Source organism: Pandoraea norimbergensis, from assembly GCF_001465545.3.
GTDB lineage: Bacteria > Pseudomonadota > Gammaproteobacteria > Burkholderiales > Burkholderiaceae > Pandoraea > Pandoraea norimbergensis.
Genome location: NZ_CP013480.3, coordinates 4,059,192 through 4,079,528, shown reverse-complemented (window position 1 = coordinate 4,079,528; position 20,337 = coordinate 4,059,192). Strand labels below are relative to the sequence as shown.

Annotated in this window: 13 protein-coding genes; 8 read left to right on the top strand and 5 right to left on the bottom strand. The window is 63.9% G+C overall.

Annotation, left to right across the window (positions count from 1 at the left end; all coding sequences use genetic code 11):
• The first annotated feature begins 232 nt into the window (after positions 1 to 232).
• The 8 genes from AT302_RS17870 (at position 233) to AT302_RS17835 (ending at position 10,156) form a co-directional block, all read left to right on the top strand.
• Positions 233 to 1,354, top strand: a complete 1,122-nt coding sequence (locus tag AT302_RS17870) for a C45 family autoproteolytic acyltransferase/hydolase (protein WP_058379589.1) — start codon at positions 233 to 235, stop codon at positions 1,352 to 1,354.
• An 82-nt stretch (positions 1,355 to 1,436) separates the two neighbouring features.
• Complete coding sequence (locus tag AT302_RS17865; protein WP_058379588.1) at positions 1,437 to 3,080, top strand: ABC transporter substrate-binding protein; 1,644 nt, start codon at positions 1,437 to 1,439, stop codon at positions 3,078 to 3,080.
• A gap of 4 nt (positions 3,081 to 3,084) precedes the next feature.
• Positions 3,085 to 4,026, top strand: a complete 942-nt coding sequence (locus AT302_RS17860; protein WP_058379587.1) for an ABC transporter permease — start codon at positions 3,085 to 3,087, stop codon at positions 4,024 to 4,026.
• An 18-nt stretch (positions 4,027 to 4,044) separates the two neighbouring features.
• Entirely contained in the window at positions 4,045 to 4,884 is an 840-nt protein-coding gene (locus tag AT302_RS17855) for an ABC transporter permease (protein WP_058379586.1), read from the top strand.
• 53 nt (positions 4,885 to 4,937) lie between these two features.
• Positions 4,938 to 6,749 carry a dipeptide ABC transporter ATP-binding protein gene (locus AT302_RS17850; RefSeq protein ID WP_058379585.1) on the top strand — a complete coding sequence of 604 codons (1,812 nt, stop codon included), beginning with the start codon at positions 4,938 to 4,940 and terminating at the stop codon, positions 6,747 to 6,749.
• Positions 6,750 to 6,880: 131 nt separating this feature from the next.
• Positions 6,881 to 7,999 carry a succinylglutamate desuccinylase/aspartoacylase family protein gene (locus tag AT302_RS17845; protein ID WP_058379584.1) on the top strand — a complete coding sequence of 373 codons (1,119 nt, stop codon included), beginning with the start codon at positions 6,881 to 6,883 and terminating at the stop codon, positions 7,997 to 7,999.
• Positions 8,000 to 8,092: 93 nt separating this feature from the next.
• On the top strand, positions 8,093 to 9,163 hold the full coding sequence (locus AT302_RS17840) for an ornithine cyclodeaminase (protein ID WP_058379583.1): 1,071 nt from the start codon (positions 8,093 to 8,095) through the stop codon (positions 9,161 to 9,163).
• A gap of 63 nt (positions 9,164 to 9,226) precedes the next feature.
• Positions 9,227 to 10,156: a LysR substrate-binding domain-containing protein gene (locus tag AT302_RS17835; RefSeq protein WP_058380407.1), complete on the top strand. Its 930-nt coding sequence runs from the start codon at positions 9,227 to 9,229 to the stop codon at positions 10,154 to 10,156.
• A 47-nt stretch (positions 10,157 to 10,203) separates the two neighbouring features.
• On the opposite strand, the gene acnA is transcribed toward AT302_RS17835, so the two are convergent.
• The 5 genes from acnA to AT302_RS17810 form a co-directional block, all read right to left on the bottom strand.
• The gene (gene acnA / locus AT302_RS17830) at positions 10,204 to 12,801 is read right to left on the bottom strand and encodes an aconitate hydratase AcnA (protein WP_058379582.1); all 2,598 of its coding nucleotides are present in this window, start codon (positions 12,799 to 12,801) and stop codon (positions 10,204 to 10,206) included.
• Between the two features lie 266 nt (positions 12,802 to 13,067).
• Positions 13,068 to 13,712 (bottom strand): LysE family translocator, encoded by a 645-nt coding sequence (locus AT302_RS17825; protein ID WP_058379581.1) that lies wholly within the window; start codon positions 13,710 to 13,712, stop codon positions 13,068 to 13,070.
• A 107-nt stretch (positions 13,713 to 13,819) separates the two neighbouring features.
• A complete protein-coding gene (locus tag AT302_RS17820) occupies positions 13,820 to 15,310 on the bottom strand; it encodes an efflux transporter outer membrane subunit (protein WP_058379580.1) in 1,491 nt (496 codons plus the stop codon).
• Positions 15,311 to 15,314: 4 nt separating this feature from the next.
• The gene (locus tag AT302_RS17815; protein WP_058379579.1) at positions 15,315 to 18,422 is read right to left on the bottom strand and encodes an efflux RND transporter permease subunit; all 3,108 of its coding nucleotides are present in this window, start codon (positions 18,420 to 18,422) and stop codon (positions 15,315 to 15,317) included.
• Positions 18,415 to 19,578 (bottom strand): efflux RND transporter periplasmic adaptor subunit, encoded by a 1,164-nt coding sequence (locus AT302_RS17810; protein ID WP_058379578.1) that lies wholly within the window; start codon positions 19,576 to 19,578, stop codon positions 18,415 to 18,417. The genes AT302_RS17815 and AT302_RS17810 overlap by 8 nt, the downstream gene beginning before the upstream one ends.
• Between the last annotated feature and the right edge of the window lie 759 nt (positions 19,579 to 20,337).

Below are 20,337 nucleotides of genomic sequence, written 5' to 3'. Positions count from 1 at the left end.
TAGATTGGTATAAACCCTAATCAGAATTGCCGCGATTGTATCGCATCGGCCATCGGCGGGGGTCTTGGCGCCGCCGGATGTGCCGGATTCGATCGATAACTCGAGGTATTGCGCAGGGGTGATCGGAATTTCCGATACCGATCGCCGGGACCGTGCTTCCCGCGGTCTATTTGGCCTTCTACGATGACAGCGTGTCATTCATCCACACGTTCATCACCGGATACGCCAAGCCATGCATGCCAATGAAGCCTTTCCCCTCGTCGATGTGAGCGGCACGCCGTTCGAACGGGGCCTTGCACACGGTCGTCAGGTACCCGAGCGCGTGGCGCGCAGTCTGGCGCTGTACCGCACGCAACTGGATCGCCGGGGCGTGTCGAGCGAACGGCAAAAGGCATTGGCACGTCGGATGGTGCCCATCATCGAGGCATTCGACGCGACGTATCTGGAGGAAATGCGCGGCATCGCCGAGGGCGCGAACGTCACGCTCGAAGATATCGTCATCATCAATTGCCGCACCGAGATGATGTATGGTCACGACGAGATCGGCGAAGCCCGCAAGGCGCTCGACGATGGTTGCACGGGCCTGATCGTCATGCCGCAGGCGAGTACCAATGGGCGTCTGTTGCATGCGCATAACTGGGACTGGCGGGCCGAATGCGCCGATACCGGCATCGTGCTGCGCATGCGACGCGACGACGGCCCCGATCTGTTGGTCTTTACCGAAGCCGGAACGCTTGGCCGCCACGGCATCAACAGCGCAGGCCTGTCGCTGTCCGGCAACTTCCTCACGTCCGACCGCGACTATGTGAACGCGAGCGAAGCCAATACGCCGCTCTCGCTGATTCGCCGCCGCATGCTCGATTCCACCAGCCTTGCCGACGCCATGAAAGCGCTGTGGAATACGCGCCGCTACGCGTCGAACAACCTCATGCTGGCCGATGCGCGCGGTGAAGCCGTGAATCTGGAATGCGCACCGGACGAGATTTTCTGGCTCACGCCGACTGACGACATCCTCGTGCATGCCAATCACTGGCTGTGCCCGGTGGCCCGCACCAAGCTGCGCGATCTCGGTCTGGCCAAGAGCCCCGATTCCATCTACCGCCAACGCCGCGTGACCGCAGGCCTGAACATCGGCCGCGAACGCTTCGGCAAAATCGACTGGACGGTCATCAAGGGCGTACTCGCCGACGACTTCGGCAGCCCCGTGGGCGTACTGCGCGTGCCGCGAAAGGTGAGCTTCGACAGCATTGCGGCGACCGTCTGCACCACGTTGATGGACGCCGCCGACGGTGTGCTGTGGATTGCACGCAAGCCCTACGAATCGCGCGAATTCGTCGAATATCGGTTGCGCTGAGCGCACACGGCAGGGCGCGTGGCACGTGCCCACGCGCCGCGTCGCTTCGCCCGGACAGTCCCCTCAGTACAACGACAAACCGATGTCCCCGATCTCCCAGTTATCTCCGAATTCCCGGCCACCTTGTCGGCGAGAATCACGCATCCGCTGGCGCACCAGTCTTGCGGCGAGCCTCGCACTGGTGGCGTCGCTGGCGTGTGCTTCTTCGGCACAGGCGCAATCACAGCCGCAGCCGCAGTCACAACCCGCCGCCGCCCGTCACGAGATTCGTTTTGCCGTGAGTTCCGACACACCCACGTCGATGCCGGGCAGCCTGCTGCGCAACACGGCGACGGACAACATCCTCGCGCACGTAGTCGAGTCGCTCGTCGCGTTGCGTGCAGACCTGAGCATCGGCCCGATGCTTGCCGACCGGTGGGACATCTCCGCCGACGGCAAGACCTACACGTTCCATCTGCGCCACGGCGTGCAGTTTCACAACGGCAAACCGATGACGGCGGCCGACGTGAAGTGGAGTTACGAGTACTTCATGAACCCGTCGACCGGGTTCTATTGCCGTCGCGCTTATGACGGCCACGCGGGCGCCAAGGTGCTGGGCGTGCACGTCGTCGATCGTTACACCGTCACGTTCGATCTTGATCGCGCGTCGGCTTTGTTTCTCAATCACATGGCCGACCCGCGCTGCCCGTTGGCGGTGCTCAGTCCGGACAGTGTGGATGCCGAGGGTCATTGGTCGCAGCCCATCGGCACCGGGCCTTACGTGTTTGCCGACTGGCAGCCGGGACAGTACGTGTTGCTCAAACCGTTTGCCGCCTACCGGCCACGTCAGGAACCAGCGAACGGGTCAGCGGGGGCCAAGGTCGCACACGCCGACGTGCGCTTCGTCACGATTCCGGACGAGACGGCGCAGATGTCCGCGCTGATGTCGGGCCAGATCGACGCCATGAATCTCTCCGAGCAAATGGTGCCGCCCAAAGATCCGGCATGGCACGTCGTGGCCGGGCCGGGGGCCGACCCCGCCATGCTGCTGATTCAGTCGCGCGACCCGCTGCTCGCCGATGTGCGCATTCGCCGTGCGATTGCGCTGGCCGCCGATCTGCCGGGCATCGCCAATGCCGTAACGGAAGGGCGCTCGGACTACAACCCGTCGCTCGTGCCGAATGCCAGTGCGCTGGCAAGCCCGGCCACACGCGTGGGTTACGTGAAGTCGCTGCCGGAGGTCAAGCGCCTGCTCGACGACGCCGGCTATCACGGCCAGCCGATCACGCTCGAGACCAATCGCCGCTACACGCACATGTTCACCATGGCCGTGTATCTGCAATCGCTGCTCGCGCGCGCCGGCATCAACGTGAAGCTGCAAGTGGTGGAGTGGGGCAAGCAACTGGCGGACTACCGCGCCGGGCGCTTCCAACTGATGGCGTTCGGCTACACGGCGCGCACCGACCCGGCGTTGATGTATGCCGACGTGCTCGGCGATAAGTCGCGCAACGCGCTGGTGCAGTGGGAAGACCCGGCGGCGCTCGATCTTTTGCGCAGCATCGCGGGCGAGACCGACGACCGCGTGCGTGCCCGCGTGTTCGGCGAACTGCACCAACGCATGCTGGCCGACGTGCCGATGCTCGTGCTCTACAACTCGCCCGACCTGATGCTGGTGAGTTCTCGCCTGCATGGCGTGACGAGCTGGCCCATCCGGCTCAAACGCTTCTATAACGTGACGAAGGACTGACGGCATGCCGGCGTACCTTTTCAAGCGCATCTCGATGTCCGTGCCCACGGTCTTTATCGTGACGCTGCTCGTGTTCGGCATGATTCGCGCCATTCCGGGCGACCCCGCCACGCTCATGCTGGGCGACCTGAACGACCCGGCGCTGCTCGCACATCTGCGTCACTCGCTGGGGCTCGACGAGCCCTGGCCTGCGCAATATCTGCACTGGATCGAACACCTGCTGCGCGGCGATCTGGGCATGTCGATTGCCCGGCACCGCCCGGTGAGCGCGCTGATCGCAGAAGCCTTTCCGGTAACGGCAAAGATCGTGCTCGGCGCAACGTTCGTTGCTTGCCTCTTCGCCATTCCGGCCGGGCTGTTTGCGGCATGGCGGCAGAATCGCCGCAGCGATCTGGTGATCGTCATGACGACGGTGCTGCTCGTGTCGATCCCGAGTTTCTGGTCCGGCATTCTGCTCATCTGGATCTTCGGGGTGAAGCTGCACTGGCTGCCCACGTTCGGCTATCAGACGTTTGCGCAGGCAGGGTGGGGCTCACTGCGCTATCTCGTGTTGCCGGTGATTGCCATTGCGTTGGGCGAGATCGCCGTCGTTACCCGCATGATTCGCGCGAGCAGCATCGACGTGCTGCGGCTGGAGTACATCGCCCATGCGCGTGCCAAGGGCTTGAGCGAGCGCCGCGTGCTGGTGCGGCACACGTTGCCTAACGCGTTCGGCCCGACGCTTACCGTGATCGGTCTCGTGGTCGGCCACTTGCTGGCAGGCGGTGCTGTCATCGAGACGGTCTTCACGCTGCCCGGCATGGGGCGCCTGCTGGTGGAGAGCATTTATGCGCGAGATTACCCGGTCGTGCAGGGCTGTTTGCTGGTGATCGCGCTGATCTACGTCGTGATCAATCTGGTCGTCGACCTGCTGTATCCGCTGTTCGATCCCCGTATTAAGCACTAATCAAGCACTGAACGCCCCATGACCTATTTGTTCTCCCTGCTATCCGTGCGACGGGCCAATTTGTGGATCGGCGGCTTTCTGGTCGGCCTGCTGGTGCTCATCGCCGCCGTCGATCTCGTCTACACGCCCTATAACCCGGTGGACGTGGATCTCTACGCCCGCTACGCCGCACCGAGCGCGGCCCATTGGTTCGGCACCGATGCGTTCGGCCGTGACGTGCTCTCGCGCATCATGGCCGGCGCCAGTCTGAGCCTGATGGTGAGCGTTGCCTCGGTCGTGCTGGCTTTGGCTGCCGGCACGTTGATCGGCGCGATCTTCGGCTATGTCGGCGGCTGGCCCGACCGGCTGGCCGGCATGCTGGTCGACGCCTTGATGGCCTTCCCCGGTCTGCTGCTGGCACTCGGCATCATGACCGTGCTTGGCCCCTCGAAGTGGGGCGTCGTGCTGGCGCTGGGACTTGCCTACACGCCGTCGGTGAGTCGCATTGCGCGCGGTGCCGTTCTGTCGCTGCGCATGCGCGACTACGTCGAAGCGTCGCGCACCATGGGCAATCGCGAGGCGTGGACGTTCGTGCGGCACGTGTTGCCTCACTGCGTCCAGCCGTTGTTGATCTTCTCGACGTCGCTGTTTGGTTCGGCCTTGCTTGCGGAGAGCGCCTTGAGTTTTCTCGGGCTCGGCGTGCCGGCCCCGGAACCCACGTGGGGCGGCATGCTGGCGGATGGACGCTCGGCCATCGATCAGGCGTTCTGGGTGGTGTTGTTCCCCGGTGCGGCCATCTCGCTGGCGCTGTTCGGTATCAACCTGCTGGGCGACGCCGTGCGCGATCTGCTCGACCCGCGACTGAAGGAGGTCAAATGAACGCGCTCGCAAACACTCGGTCGGCTCAGTCGGTTCCACCGGTTCGGTCATCGATGCCTGTGACAGACGCTGCCTCGACGAGCGCGCCGTTACTCGACATCAAAGGGCTGTGCATCGCTTTTCCCGATGGCAAAGGTGGTCAGCGCGATGTCGTGCGCAATATCGACCTGACGTTGCGCGCCGGTGAATCGCTCGCTGTCGTGGGCGAATCGGGGAGTGGCAAGACGCTGATCGGCAAAGCACTGCTCGGTCTGCTGCCGGAATCGGCGACGGCTCGCGCCGACACGCTGACGTTCGACGGCCGCTCGCTGCTCGATCTCGACGCCACGCAATGGCGCGACGTGCGGGGCACCGAGATCGGTATGGTGTTTCAGGAGCCGATGGTCTCGCTCAACCCGGCCATGCGCATTGGCGAGCAGATGATCGAGGCGCTGGTGCGGCGTCGTGGTGTCGCGGCGGCACAGGCCCGTGAGCAAGCGCTGGCGATGCTCGCCCGGGTGCGCGTGCGCGATCCGCAGCGATGCATGGCACGGTATCCCCATGAGTTCTCGGGCGGTATGCGGCAACGCATCCTGCTCGCCGCTGTGATGCTGCTCAAGCCGCGGTTGTTGATCGCCGATGAGCCGACGACGGCCCTCGACTGCGTGGTGCAGAAAGAGGTCCTCGACGTGATGATCGGTCTCGCGCGTGAAGAGGGGACGGCGCTGGTGTTCATCAGTCACGATCTGGCGTTGGTGGCGGCCTACACCGAGCGCGTACTGGTGGTGCGTCAGGGCGACGCCGTGGAGTCGGGGCCGGTGGCGCGGGTGTTGTCGCATCCATCAACCGATTACACGTTGCGTCTGCTTGAGTCTTTGCCTCGCCGCGATGCGGGGACGCGTGCGCCAGCGGGCACCGTGATCACCGATGCGCCAATTCTGGAAGTGTCCGATGTGGCGGTGGATTACGTTGTTCCGCAAAGCTGGTTCCGGCGCAAGGCCTTGCGAACCGTCTACCCGTGTTCGTTCCGCGTGCATGCCGGTCAGACGCTGGCGATCGTGGGCGAGTCGGGCAGTGGCAAGACAACCCTCGCCAAAGCCGTGATGGGCATGCTGCCCCGCGCGCAGGGGCAGGTGAGCGTGCGCGGTGCGCCGTTTCCGGCGCAGGGCGGCGACGCTGCCATGCGGGCATCGCGCCGGGCCGTCCAGATGGTGTTTCAAGACCCGTACTCGTCGCTCGATCCGCGCATGCGCGTGGACGCGCTGGTAGAGGAGCCGCTGCGGCTCGACACCTCGTTAAGTGCCGCGCAGCGTCGCGAGCGGGTGGCGCAAGTGCTGGCCGACGTGGGGCTGGCGAGCTTCGGCACGCGGTTTGTTCATCAGATGTCGGGCGGTCAGCGCCAGCGCGTGGCCATTGCGCGCGCGCTGGCGGCACATCCACAGATCATCGTCGCCGACGAGCCCGTATCGGCGCTGGACGTCACGGTGCAGAAGCAAGTGCTCGACATGCTCACCGAATTGCAGGCGCGCTATCGCTTTGCGCTGTTGCTGATTTCGCACGATCTGGGCGTGGTCGAACAACTGTCCGATCACGTCATCGTGATGTATCGCGGGCACGTCGTGGAGAGTGGCACGCGCGATGCGATTTACGACTGTCCCGCGCATCCGTACACGCGCCGTCTACTACGCGCCGTGCCGGAGTTGCGAGGCGATCGCGAGTCGGGTTTTGCCGTGCATACGCGCGAATTTTCCGAACATGAGTCGAACGACGCGCCGCTGGCGTATTTCGATCCTGAACAGGGGGGCGAAGGCTTACCGCATCTAAGCCCGGTCGCCCACAGTCCCGACTCGGAACACCGCGTCGCGGTATTCGCGAGCGGGCAGTGATTGTTCTGGGCAATCCCGATCGGTGGATCTGCATTCCTGCCGGTCAGGCGACTGCCTACCATGCCTATATCGATTCGCCGGCCTGCGCCGTGCGAGTCAGCCGTCTTACGTTACGTCACTAATTTCTCGCCATGCATAGCGTCACGCACCCCATTTCTCATTTGTGCAGCGGCACCTCGCAAGCGGTGGTCGCCGAGCATTTCGGCAACGCATCCTCGGGCCGCAAGGTCTACTTGCAGGCAGCGTTGCATGCCGACGAGACGCCCGCCATGCTGGTAGCGACGCGGCTTCGCGACATGTTTCTTGCACTCGAAGCACAGGGCCGTTTGCGCGCCGAAGTCGTGCTTGTCGTCATGGCGAACCCCATGGGGCTGAACCAGTGGCTGATGGGCGCGCCGCAAGGGCGCTTCGAGCTGGCCAGCGGACGCAACTACAACCGAGGCTTTCCGGCGTTGTTCAAGGCCGTTGCACAGCGACTGGAAGGTGCACTGACCGACGACGTCGACATTAATCGTCAGCGCGTACGCGCAGCGTGGGGCGAGGCGCTGGCGGCATTGCCCGTGACGGATGCGTTCGGATCGTTGCAACGCCTGCTGATGACGCAGGCCCACGACGCTGATATCGTGCTCGACCTGCATTGCTCGCGCGAAGCGACGATGCATCTCTACGTCGGCGATGAATGCTGGCCTGCGGCTGAGCCGCTGGCGCGCTATCTCGGATCGCGGGCGAATCTGCTGGCGCTGGATTCGGGCGCGTTTTCGTTCGACGAGGCGCAGAGCTACACGTGGTGGCAGCTTCGCCAGCACTTCGGCACGACTTACCCGATGCCCGAAGGGCCGGTCTCTGTCACCGTTGAGCATCGAGGGCAACGCGACGTCAGTTACGAGCAGGCCGACTCCGATGCTGACGCGATCATTCAGTACCTCACCCACACTGGCGATATCGCGGGTGATGCGCAGCCGTTGCCGCCGCTACTGCATCCCGCCACGCCGCTGGCTGGCAGCGAGCAATTCCGAGCGCCTTGCGCCGGCATTCTGGTGCACCGCGCGGCACTGGGGACGATGGTCGAAGTCGGGCAACCGGTCTTCGACATCGTTGCGCCGTTGACGGGCGAAGTGCACACCGTGTCGAGCCGGACGCAAGGCGTGCTGTATATGCGCCGCGACGTGCGATTCGTCAATGCCGGCGATCCGCTTGGCCGCGTCACCGGTGAGCGCGTGCAGCGCTCCGGCATGCTGCTCGGCGCCTGATCCTTTTCGTCCCTTTCGTCCTGACCCTGACCGTTACGACACCCGACTGCCCGCCAATGTAGGCCGAACCGAACCTCCACAAAAGAGATGCATATGACTCGATTCCTCGACGTCAACGATATTCAGACCCTGTTGCGCCAAACCGGCGTTGCCCCGTTCATCCGCACGCTCGCGGACTATGTCCAGGACGATTACCTGCGCTGGCACGACTTCGATAAGTCGGCACGCGTGGCCAATCACTCCGATAACGGGGTGATCGAGCTGATGCCGGTGTCCGACGCCCGCTTCTACGGGTTCAAGTACGTCAATGGCCATCCCGTCAACACGCGGCACAACCTGCTGACGGTGATGGCGTTCTCCGCGCTCGCCGAAGTGAGCACCGGATATCCGCTGCTGCTGTGCGAATTCACACTGATGACCGCGTTGCGCACGGCGGCGACCTCAGCCTTGGCAGCCCGTTGTCAGGCGCGCCCGGACAGCCGCGTCATGGCGTTGATCGGCAATGGCGCGCAGAGCGAGTTTCAGGCGCTGGCGTTTCACGCGATGCTCGGGATCGACGAGATCCGCCTGTACGACGTGGATCAGGCCGCGACGGCTAAGCTCATGCGCAATCTCGCGGGCGTGCCCGGGCTCAAACTGCTGCCGGTGGTGTCGGTACGCGACGCGGTGCGCGGCGCCGATATCGTGACGACGGTCACTGCGGATAAGACTTACGCGACGATCCTCACGGCCGACATGATCGAGCCGGGGATGCATCTGAACGCGGTCGGCGGCGATTGCCCGGGCAAGACCGAACTGGATCGCGACATTCTGCAAACCGCCCGCGTGATGGTCGAGTTCGAAGCACAGACGCGCCTCGAAGGCGAGATCCAGCAAATGCCTGCGGATTCACCGGTGGTGCATTTCTGGCAAGTGCTCGCCGGGCAGAGCGCCGGGCGCGAGTCGCGCGAGCAGGTGACCGTGTTCGATTCCGTGGGCTTCGCGCTTGAGGACTTCTCCACGTTGCGCTATCTGCGCGATCTGTCGCAGACGGCGGGTGTCGGCAAGACCATCGACCTGATTCCCGAGCCGGACGATTGCAAGGATCTCTATAGTCTGGTGGCGCCGGTGATGCCGGTGAAAGCTGTGAAGACGGTTGGGGCCGCACCGGTCTACGCTGTGTGACACGGCCACAACGAACGCCGTCGCCGATGCTGGCGACAGGCGGTTTCGGGTAGGATGCTGAGCATGACACTCATTCAATTGCGCGTGTTTTGTGCCGTCGTCGAGCAGGGCAGTTTTCGCGCGGCGGCACGTACGCTCGACATCGCCCAGAGCACGCTCACGCAGGCCATTCAGGCGCTGGAGTCGGAGCTCGGCACGGCATTGCTCAACCGTTCGCATCAGGGGGTGACGCTCACCCCGGTGGGCGAGCGGTTTCTCATTCGCGCCAATGCCATCATCCGTGATTGCGATCTGGCCACGCAGGACGTCAAGCAATCGACCGGCGAAGAGGAGGGCAATATCACGCTGGGCGTGACCTCCGAGCCGCTGGCCGAATTGCTGCTGCCGGTGGTCAAGCGCTTTGTCGAGCGCTTTCCGAAGGTGCGGGTGCATGTCACGAGCGGTTACACGAAGATGCTGATCGAGCGGATTCGCGATGGCCGGCTCGATTTCGTGATCGCGCCGCTGGCACCGCAGGTGAGCGACGTCGACCTGAGCATCGAGCGGCTGTATCGATCGTCGCCGAGTGTGATTGCTCGCAAGGGGCATCCCAAGGCGAATGCCACGTCGGTGCGCGATCTCGTCGATTGCGAATGGGTCAGCATTCGTCCGGCGGGGATCGTCGGTGCCGAGAACCGGCTCATCAGTCTGTTCAATACCGAGAGTCTGGGGCATCCCAAGATCGCGTTGACGGCGGAGTCGCTGCTCGAGACGCTGCATATCGTGTCCGAGTCGGACTATCTGACGATCGAGCCGCAAGTGCTAGCCGAAATGCCGCTGTTCTCGGACGCGCTCATCAGCATCCCGATCCGGGAAACGTTCGACCCGCGTGACGTCTGCCTGATCGCGCGGCGATCAGCACCGTTCACGATGGCCACGCAGGAACTGGTGACCATGCTCGTGTCGTACTCACGACTGGTGCATGGTTCGACCGGACGGCGCACGGCGGGCTGAGTATTCCGCCCGCCGAGGCAAGACGACCCAACCTATCCACTAGGCAATCAATTCAACGCGCGTGCGAGGATCGACGGGATCACGCCGCCGTGTTGCAGCAGGTCCACTTCCAGACGCGTTTCTACTGCCGCTGTCGTCACCAGCGATTCTGTACTGCCGTCACCACGCGTGATCACGATCTCGATGGCGGCGCGCGGTGCGACATCCACAGGCAACGCCCTGATCCGGATGCGATCTTGCGCGGTCAGTGCCAGCGTTTGTGGCGTGACGCCCGCCGGTAGACGCAACGGCAGGATGCCCATGCCGATCAGATTCGAGCGGTGGATGCGTTCGAAACTCACGGCGACGACCGCGCGAATGCCCAGCAACCGTTGCCCTTTCGCGGCCCAGTCGCGCGACGAACCGGTGCCGTAGCGCGCGCCTGCTACCAGAACGACGGGGCGATTCTCTTCGCGATAACGTTGGGCGGCATCGAAAATCGGCATCACGTCGTGACTCGGTCCATGCACCGTATGTGCGACGGGCAAGTCGGCGGCAAGCAAATTCACGAGCGATTTGCTGTAGAACGCCGCGCGCACCATCACCTCCCAGTTGCCTCGCCTTGACGCGAAGACGTTCAGGTCGTCGCGGGGCTCGCCGCGTTCAACCAGAAAGTCGGCCACGGGGCTGTCCGGTGGAATGGCACTGGCCGGGGAGATATGGTCGGTCGTCACGTCATCGCCGAGCGAGAGCAATACATGCGCGTCGTAGTCGCCGAGCAGGCTGCCTTCGTCACGCGCGACGAACGGCGGCCGACGTAGTGCGGTGGAGCGTGGCGACCATGCGTAGCGAGGGGCATGCGACACGTCGAGACCGGCCCAAAGCGGATTGCCGCTGGCGTTGTGAAAGGCCGTGCCGAAGTCGTCGGCGCGAACGGCTGCCAGACTGGCTGCGATGGTTTCGCGCGTGGGCCAGAGATCGCGCAGATACACCGGCAGACCGTGGGCGTCGAATTGGATCGGATCGCGCTCGATATCGATGGCCGCGGTGCCGGCCAGCGCGAAGGCCACCACCAGCGGCGGCGACATGATGAACGCATGCCCGAGGTCTGGATGGATGCGCCCGGGGAAGTTTCGATTGCCCGACACGACGGCGACGGGCGTTGCGGCGGCATCCGCCAGGGCGCGTGCAATCGGTTCCGGCAGCGGGCCCGCGTTGCCGATGCAGGTTGTGCAGCCGAAACCCACGATATCGAAACCCAGTGCGGCGAGGTCATGATCGAGTCCGGCGCGGGCGAGATAGTCGGCAGCGGCAGGGGAGCCGGGGGCGAGCGACGTCTTGACCCACGAGGGCACATGCAGGCCGCGCGCTCTCGCGCGGCGCGCGACCCATCCGGCGGTGATGAGCAAGGCGGGGTCTGATGTATTGGTGCAACTGGTGATGGCGGCCAGCGCAATCGGCCAGTCGGGCAAGCCACCCCGGCGCGGGGCCGGATCGGTGCCCAATGTGCGGCCTGTCGCGCCGCTGGGCAGCCGGTCTTGGGGCCGGAAGGGGCCCGCGACGTATCGCTCGACGCTATTGAGGTCGATATCGACCGTCCGGGTGTAGCGTGGCGTGGCGTGTGGGTCGAACCAGAGCCCGGCGCGCCGGTAGAGCGTTTCGACGTTGGCGATATGTGACGCATCGCGCCCGGTCTCGCGCAGATAGGCGAGGGTGCGGGCGTCCACGGGGAAGTAGCCGGTACTGGCGCCGTATTCGGGGGCCATGTTGGCGACCACGGCGCGTGCGTTGGCGCTGAGGGTTGCCACGCCAGCACCGTAGAACTCGACGAATTCGCCGCTGACGCCAAGGTTTCGCAGCGCTTCGGTCACACGTAGCGCAAGATCGGTGGCGGTGGTGCCTGCGGGGAGTGCGCCGGAGAGCCGTACGCCGATGACATCCGGAATCCGCTGCATGACCGGCATGCCGAACATGACCGTTTGCGCTTCGAGCCCGCCCACGCCCCAGCCGAGTACGCCGATACCGTTGATCATCGGCGTGTGGCTGTCGGTGCCGATGAGGGTGTCGGGGACGAGCCACGGTTCACCGTCGATCTCGCACTCGCTGGCGACGGTCGCGAGTTGTTCGAGGTTGATGGTGTGCATGATGCCGGTGCCCGGCGGATGGATGCGCACGCGATCGAGTGCGCCGGACGCCCATCGCAGGAAGCGATAACGCTCGGCATTGCGGCGCATTTCCTCGGATAGATTGCGCTGTGCGGCATCGGCTTGCGCATGGAACTGCACGGCGAGCGAGTGATCGACGGAAACGTCGACGGGCAGAACGGGATTGAGTTGCGACGGGTCGGCACCGGCTTCGGCGAGCACATCGCGCATGGCGGCGATATCGATCAGCGCGGGCGTGCTGGTGGTGTCGTGCATGAGCACGCGCAGCGGGTAAAACGCAATTTCGTGGAGACTGGTGCCGCGTTCCAGCCAATCGAGCACACCGTCGATGGCCGCCTGACGTTCATCGCCGGTCAGGTTGCGCAGCGCGTTTTCCAGCAACAGGCGCAGGACGACGGGCAGACGCGTGAGCGTATCGCCGAACAGGGCGGGTAGATCGATAAATCGGCGAGTTTGGCCGGTTGCGTCGAGCAACTGACCTGAGGCGGAGATCGGGTTCATGCCCGATAGTTTGCGGCTTGCACAGCCCGCCCACAATGACGCCCGGACGTGAGGTGATCGATGGGACCGATCACTGGTGTTCAGGAGGCATTTCGCGTGTGCTTATGCGGCAAGGTTGGATGGTCGGCCGCAAATCCAGACCATTCCCGAAATGATCGAGAGGATGATGGACGACAGTCGAACGGGGAAGCCCGGCGATACACACGGTCAGCGACCGCCAAACAGCCGCTCAAGCGGCTGTTTTCACGTAGCGAGGCGTGTGTTTCTTACTTTCCCGCACCATTCGACGTCGCCATTGCGGCGGCGCCGAGGCCGATATAAAGCAGGCCGGTGACGTATTTGCCTGCGCCCGATTTGGCACCCCGATTCGCGATGGCCTTGCCGATCGTGCGGGCGAGTGCGGCGTATGTCACGTCGCTCACACTGCCTACCGCCACGAGCAATACCCCGAGTGTCACGATTTGCAGCGGGACGTTGCCAGCCGAAGCATTCACGAACTGCGGCAGGAACGCCGCGATGAACAACCCCGTCTTCGGGTTCAGCAGATTGACGAGAAAGCCCTTGCGCACCGACGCGCCAAGTGCCGGTACAGGCGCCTTTGTTGCCTCGATGGTGTCGGCCGGTGCCTTGCTTCGAATGGCCTTGATGCCCAGATAGACCAGATACGCCGCCCCCACCGTCTTGATCGCCGTGAACAAGATCGGCGACGCCATCAGTAGTGCGGTAAGTCCGCCCGCCGCAAAGCCCACATGCACCAGCGTCGCGAGCATCACGCCGAAGCACGACGCCAGACCGTACCGGAAGCCCTGACTCGCACTCGCCGTCGACACGTAGATCGTGTTGGGGCCGGGAATCGCCACGAGAACCGCTACGGTGGCGAGGAAGTAGGGCAGTACGGCGAAGTCGATCATTTCGGTGATTCCTGTCAGCACTACAGCGTTGGCAACACAGTTGACGTCATGCGCCGGCATCGTAACACCGTCGATGACGTCAGCCTCAGGCAAGCGTCGTCGCGACGTCAGCCCGCCTTCGCCGTCTGCACATCGTCGCGATGCCACCAGCCGCCGCCGACCGCCTGAAACAGCGCCACCGTATCGGCGTAGCGGTTGGCCTGCGCCTGCACCAACGCGATTCGCGTTTGCTGATACGTCTGCTGGGCGTTGAGCAGCGTCAGGTAGCTGATGTCGCCCAGTTCAAGTTGCTTCTGGGCAATCGTCAGACTGCGCTTCGCCGCACGCTCGGCGTTGAGTGACGCGCTCAGGGCATCGGCATCCGTGCGCAGGGCATGCAGCGTGTCCGCGACGTTCTGGAACGCCGTTAGCACCGTGCCGCGATACTGTGCACCCGCCTGCTCGTAGGCCGCTTCGGCCCCGCGCTGCTTGTGCAACAGTGCACCGCCCGCAAAGATCGGTTGCGTCAGGCTCCCCGCCAGCGTCCAGAACGCCGTGCCCGGGCTGAACAGTTCCCGGGCAATTTCGGCACTCGCCCCATAACTCGCACTCAGCGTAATGCTCGGCAGACGCGCGGCCACTGCCACGCCTACCGCTGCACCCGCCGCATGCCACTGCGCCTGTGCGGAACGCACGTCCGGGCGCTGTTCGACCAGTTGCGACGGCAAGCTCACCGGCAGCGCTTCAGGCAACTGCAAGCCGCTCAGATCGAACTGCGCGCCGATGCGCTCATTAGGCATGCGCCCGAGCAAGCGGGCCAGCGCATCGCGCTGTTGCGCCAGTTGCTTCTCCAGCGGCGGCACCGCCGCCTGTGCCTGTGCCAACGACGCCTCTTGCGCCGCCACATCGGCCTGCGCCACCTGACCCAAGTCGTACTGCTTGTGCAGCAGATCGAGCGAATGCTGCTGAAGCGCGAGAATTTCCTGCGTCGCGGCCAGTTGTCCGCGCAGCGATGCTTCCTGAATGGCTGCGGCCACCACGTTGCTGGTCAGCGTCAGATACGTCGCTTCCAGTGCAAAGCGCTGGGCATCCGCTTGCGCAATGAGCGATTCGACCTGACGCCGGTTTGCGCCGAACAGATCGAGCGTGTACGACACGGACACCTGCGCCGTGTGCAGGTTGTAGAGGTCGTTGCCACTGGCGGCCGGGCTCGCCAGCGGCGATGCGATTTGCTGGCGCGTTGGTGCAAACGACGCGTTGACCTGCGGGAAGAAGTCGCCTTGCTGCACCCGCACCGCTTCGTGGGCCGACTTGAGCGCAGCGCGCGCCGCATCCATGTCGGGATTGCGCTCGATGGCCTCTTTCACGAGGGCATCGAGTTCGGGCGAATGGAACAACGTCCACCACTGCGCGGGAATATCCATGCCGGAGACAAAACGCTGGGCGCTTCCGCCCGTCGTGTCTGCCGACGTCGTCCCCGCAGGCAGGGCGTCGACGGTGTAGCCCGCGTTGGCGGGCGCTTCCGGCGTTTTGAAATCGGGCCCGACGGCACACCCGGCCATCGACAGCGCGGCTGCCAACGCCACGGCGCAGCGCGCCCCGGAATAACGATGAGTCATGTTTTTACCCCTGTGCCGGTTCGGCCGCTTCGAGGGCACGCTTTGCGGCGCGCGCCTCCATATAGCGTTCGAGGACGTAGTAATAGGTCGGCAGAATGAACAGCGTCAGCAGCGTGGCGACGATCAACCCGCCCACCACCACGGTGGCGAGTGCGCGCTGCACGTCGGTGCCGACACCAATGGCCATGGCCGCCGGCAACATGCCCACGGTCGCGACCGTCGCCGTCATCAGCACCGGACGGAAGCGCTCGACCGCTCCTGCAATCACCGCCTCACGCAAGCCCAGCCCCTCCGCGCGCACGCGGTTGATGTTGGCGATCATGATGATGCCGTTCTGCACCGCCACGCCGAACAGCGCGATAAAGCCCACCGCACTCGCCACGTTCAACGTTTCCCCCGTCAGCCGCAGAGCAATCAAGCCGCCCAGCGTCGCCAGTGGCACCACGCCCAGAATCAGCGCAGCCTGACGCAGCTTGCCGAATTCCGCGAACAGGAACACCAGCATCAGCGCGAGCACCAGCCCCATGATCAGCGTGAGCCGTGCCTGCGCCCGCTGCTGATTCTCGAACTGTCCGCCCCACACAAGTTGGTACTTGCTGTGGTCGTACTTCACGTTGGCGTCGATGCGCTTCTCGGCGTCGGCCAGATAGTCCGACAGCCCGCGCTGCGCATAGTCGATGCGAACGATCAGCTCACGCTTGCTCATGTCGTGCGTGATGGTGGCCTCGCCGCTCTGATAACGAATGCTGGCAAGCGCCGACAACGGAATCTGCGCACCGCCCGGGGCATTGACGAACAGATTGCCCAACGTTTCCGGGCTGTTACGCGTGTTCGGCGGGAAACGCACGGTCACGTTGTACTGGCGGTCACCCACATAGACCTGACTCACCGACGCACCACCAATGGCGGTCTGGATCAGATTCGTGACATCAGACACGTTGATGCCATACCGCGCGGCCGCAGCCCGGTCCACATTCACCACGATCTGCGGAATCGGCGGCTCTTCGAAGATCGACGCGTCGGCCGTGCCCGGCACTTGCTTAAGCACGCCCACGACTTCAGTACCGATACGGCGCAGTTCCTTGAAATCGTCGCCGACGATGCGGATCACCAGCGGGCTGTGCGCTCCGCCTACGGCGTCGTTGATGCCGTCGATGATCGGCTGGCTGATGCCCACCGACATGCCCGGAATCTGCTTGAGACGATCGTTGAGCTTGCTGACGAACTCGGCCTTGGTTTCGCCGTGCGGCCACGTGTCGTAGGGCTTGAGCCCCACCGGTGCTTCGATGTGCGACGGCGTCCACGGGTCGGCCTGACTGTCGCTGCGTCCCAGTTGCGTGACGGCGTACGACACTTCCGGGAAGCTCAACAGCACCGTGCGCAACTCGCTGGCCATTTCACTGGCCTTGTCGAGCGAGAGGCCCGACGGCAATTGCACTTGCAGCCACAGCGACCCTTCGTCGAGATCGGGCAGGAATTCGCGAGCGGTCGTCGCGCCCAGCGCTACCACTGCCGCCAATGCGAACACGCCGATGGAAATGGCCATGCGGGGAGCGTTCAGCAACTTGTCGAGCCAGCGCTGGAAACCCGCCTGCGCACGTTGGAGCGGCACGTTGTGGAAGACCTTGCGCGGTTTGCGCAGTGCCACGTACGCCAGCCCCGGAATCAGCATGAACGTGCAGAGCAAGGCGCCGGCCAGCGCGTAGGCCACCGTGTAGGCCATCGGCGAGAACAGCTTAGCTTCTGCGCGCTCGAAGGCGAACAGCGGCAGGTAGGCGGTGATGATGATCAGGGTGGCGAACAGGATGGGACGCGCCACCTGTATGGTCGCGCTCAGCACGTCGCCCTCGGTGAGCACGGCCTCGGGCGCCGCTTCTCGTCGTCGCAAGATCGCTTCAGTCACGACAATGGCCCCGTCGACGATGATGCCGAAGTCGATGGCCCCGAGCGAGAACAGGTTCGCCGGCATGTTCGTGAAGTGCATCATGATGAACACGGCCACGAGCGCGAGCGGAATCGTCACGGCGGCAATCAGCGCACTGCGCGGGCTGCCGAGGAACAGGATCAGCACGATGCACACAAGACCCACGCCTTCCGCCACAGTGTGCGACACCTTGTGGATGGTGTTCTGCACGAGGTCGTCGCGGTCGATGTAAGGCACGAGACGAACGCCTTGCGGCGCAAGCTGCTTGCGCAGTTCTTCAACCTTCGCGTGCACGCCCTTAAGCGTTTCGGACGGGTTCTGATACTTGAGCATCTCGACGATGCCCTCGATCGTGTCCGGGTTGTGGTCCTTGCCGAGAATGCCTTCGCGTTCCTGATGGCTGTAGGTCAGACGCCCCAGATCCTTCACCAGCACGGGCACGCCGTTGCGCTGCGTGACCACGATGTTGCCGAGGTCGGTGAGCGAATGCACCATGCCGATGCCGCGAATCACATAGCCCTGCTCACCGCGCGAGATACGGCTGCCACCCGCGTTGGCGCTGTTGTTATTGATGGCCGTGGTGACGTCGTTCAGACCGATGCTGTAGCGCTGCAACTGCACCGGGTCGAGCTCAAGCTGGTACTGCATGGTGAAGCCGCCGAAGTTGTCGACGTTCACCACGCCCGCGACCTGTTGCAGCGCGGGGATCACGACCCAGCGCTGAAGTTCGGACAACTCCATCAGGTTCTTGGTATCCGACTCCAGCGTGTAGCGATAGATTTCGCCGGCCGGCCCGGTTACGGGGTCGAGTCCCGGCGTGATGCCCGAAGGCAGCGTGACGCCTGCAATGCGTTCATTGATGCGTTGACGGGCCCAGTAGTCTTCGACGCCGTCGCGGAACACCAGCGTGATGAGCGACAGACCGAAGGTCGACGACGAGCGCATCGATACGACACCGGGCGTGCCGCCCAGCGCACGCTCTAGCGGCACAGTGATCTGCTGTTCGATTTCCTCGGCAGCAAGGCCGGGGGCTTGCGTCGTAACCTGCGCGGTCACGTCGCCGATGTCCGGATAGGCTTCGACGGCCATTTGCGTCCAGCTATACCAGCCGAAGGCGGCCACGAGCAGCGCCACCACCCAGATGACGACGCGCTTGTGCAGGCAGAAGGTAATGAGGCGGTTAATCATTGAGCAGTACCCCGCCCTTGACGACGATGCGATCGCCCACCGTCAGTCCGGCACCCACGCGGGCACCGTCCGGCTCGCCGTAGCCCGGCTGCACCGTGCGCTTCACGAAGGTCCACGGGGCGACTTCCACCCACACCACGGTACTGTCGTTGTTCATGATCAGCGCCGAGTTCGGCACGAAAACCGAGCGCTGTTGTGGCACGGCAAACGTCGCCGTTGCAAACATGTTCGGCTTGAGACGGCCGTCGGTGTTGGGGAACGCAATGCGCACCTTGGCGCGGCGCGTGTCGGGATCGAGCACTTCGCTCACGAAGCTCACCTTGCCGTGCCACGTCTGGCCCGGATACGCCTGAAAGACCACGTCGACCGGCTGGTCCTTCGCGATCAGCGCGACGTTGCTCTCGGGGGCGTTGGCGGTCACCCAGACGGAATCCAGATTGGACACGGTCATGAGCGAAGCGGTCAGATCGTTGGCGTAGCCGCCCTGCGACGTCGACAGTGCGGTGATCGTGCCGGCGTAGGGCGCGACCAGCGTAAGTTGACGGCCGCGCGTGTGCGCGTCGGCACCGATGCCGCGCAGGCGGGTCTCGGAGCGCGTGAGTTCGGCTTGCGCTTGTGTGTAGTCGCTTTGCGCTTGTTCCAAGTCTTTCGCCGCGCCTGCCCCTGCATCGCGCAGGCCTTGCACGCGCTTCAGTGTCGTGCCGGCGTGGGTGAAGGCGTCGCGTGCCTTGTCGTTGTCGGACCAGGCCTGCGCGAGATCGCCCGAATCGATGGTCAGCAGCGGCTGGCCTTTCGTGACGTGATCGCCCAGATGAACCTTGAGCTCGACGATGCGACCGGCCACCGGCGGCAGGATGTTGGCGGTGCGTGCGGGGTCGGCTTCGACGGTGGCGGGCAATTGCACCATGCGCGGCTCGTCGCGCAGGCCTACGGCGGCAACGCTCAACCGGGAACGCAGCGCCGAGTCGGGGGGGACGATGTATTTGTCGCCTTCGCGCAGCACGATGGCGTGCTCGGTGGCGTCGGACTTGAGGGAAGCGTGGCTGGTCGTCGACATCCAGCGTACGGCTTCGACCGAGAGGGCGAGCGTTGCGATCACGCCGAGGCCGGCGAGGGCAATCCGCTTGTTCGCGCCCGATAGATGGATTTTGTTCATTTCCCGAATCTCTTTTTTCACGTGAGGGAGGCAATGGCATTGCGCTCACGTGAAAGACGAGTCGGTTCACGTCAGTCGGAATTTAATCCGGCAACGTAAATCGTGATTCGCCACGCGACGCAATACCTGCCGGTAATTCGAAGGAATTTCCGGTTTAAAGGTGATTTGAAGTGCGTATGTGTCAATGACATGCGACCGACATAAGCAACTGTCAGGGTCGGGCATCGATTTCTCCTTAAGCTAAGGAACCGTCGGAAAGCAGCGGCGACTCGCGGGCAAGAACGTGCGCACGCCGCGCTGCCGCGACCGGTATCGGCGCAGTAGCTTGCAAGCGTTCACGGTGAACACGCGCACAGGTCTCGACTTGCCGGTACTGGCAAGCAGACTTCAAGCGCATGACGATCTGGAAAAGGCGGGGATCTGGTCAGTCGAACCGGAAAGGCTTCCGGTGTAAATCAACTGAGCGCAAACATGGCGCACCTCTCGCACTCCGGCGAGACGGCGACCAAAAGGGACGGACGTCGGGCCGGGATCTACCGTTCAAGCGGTAACGGGCAACTACAACTGTCCAATTGGGGTGTCCCCTGATGATTGATTCGTGGCGGAATTTACTCGTGTGAATTAGGCGCGTCAAGCAATTGTTAGGCCCATTTTTGGTGCGATTTCTTCTGGTTTTGATCAATAAAACTGAGTGCAGTTCGCTATTTGCAGACTCACGGCCGAATAAGGGGTTGGTGAGTTTTCCAATTAATAAACTGT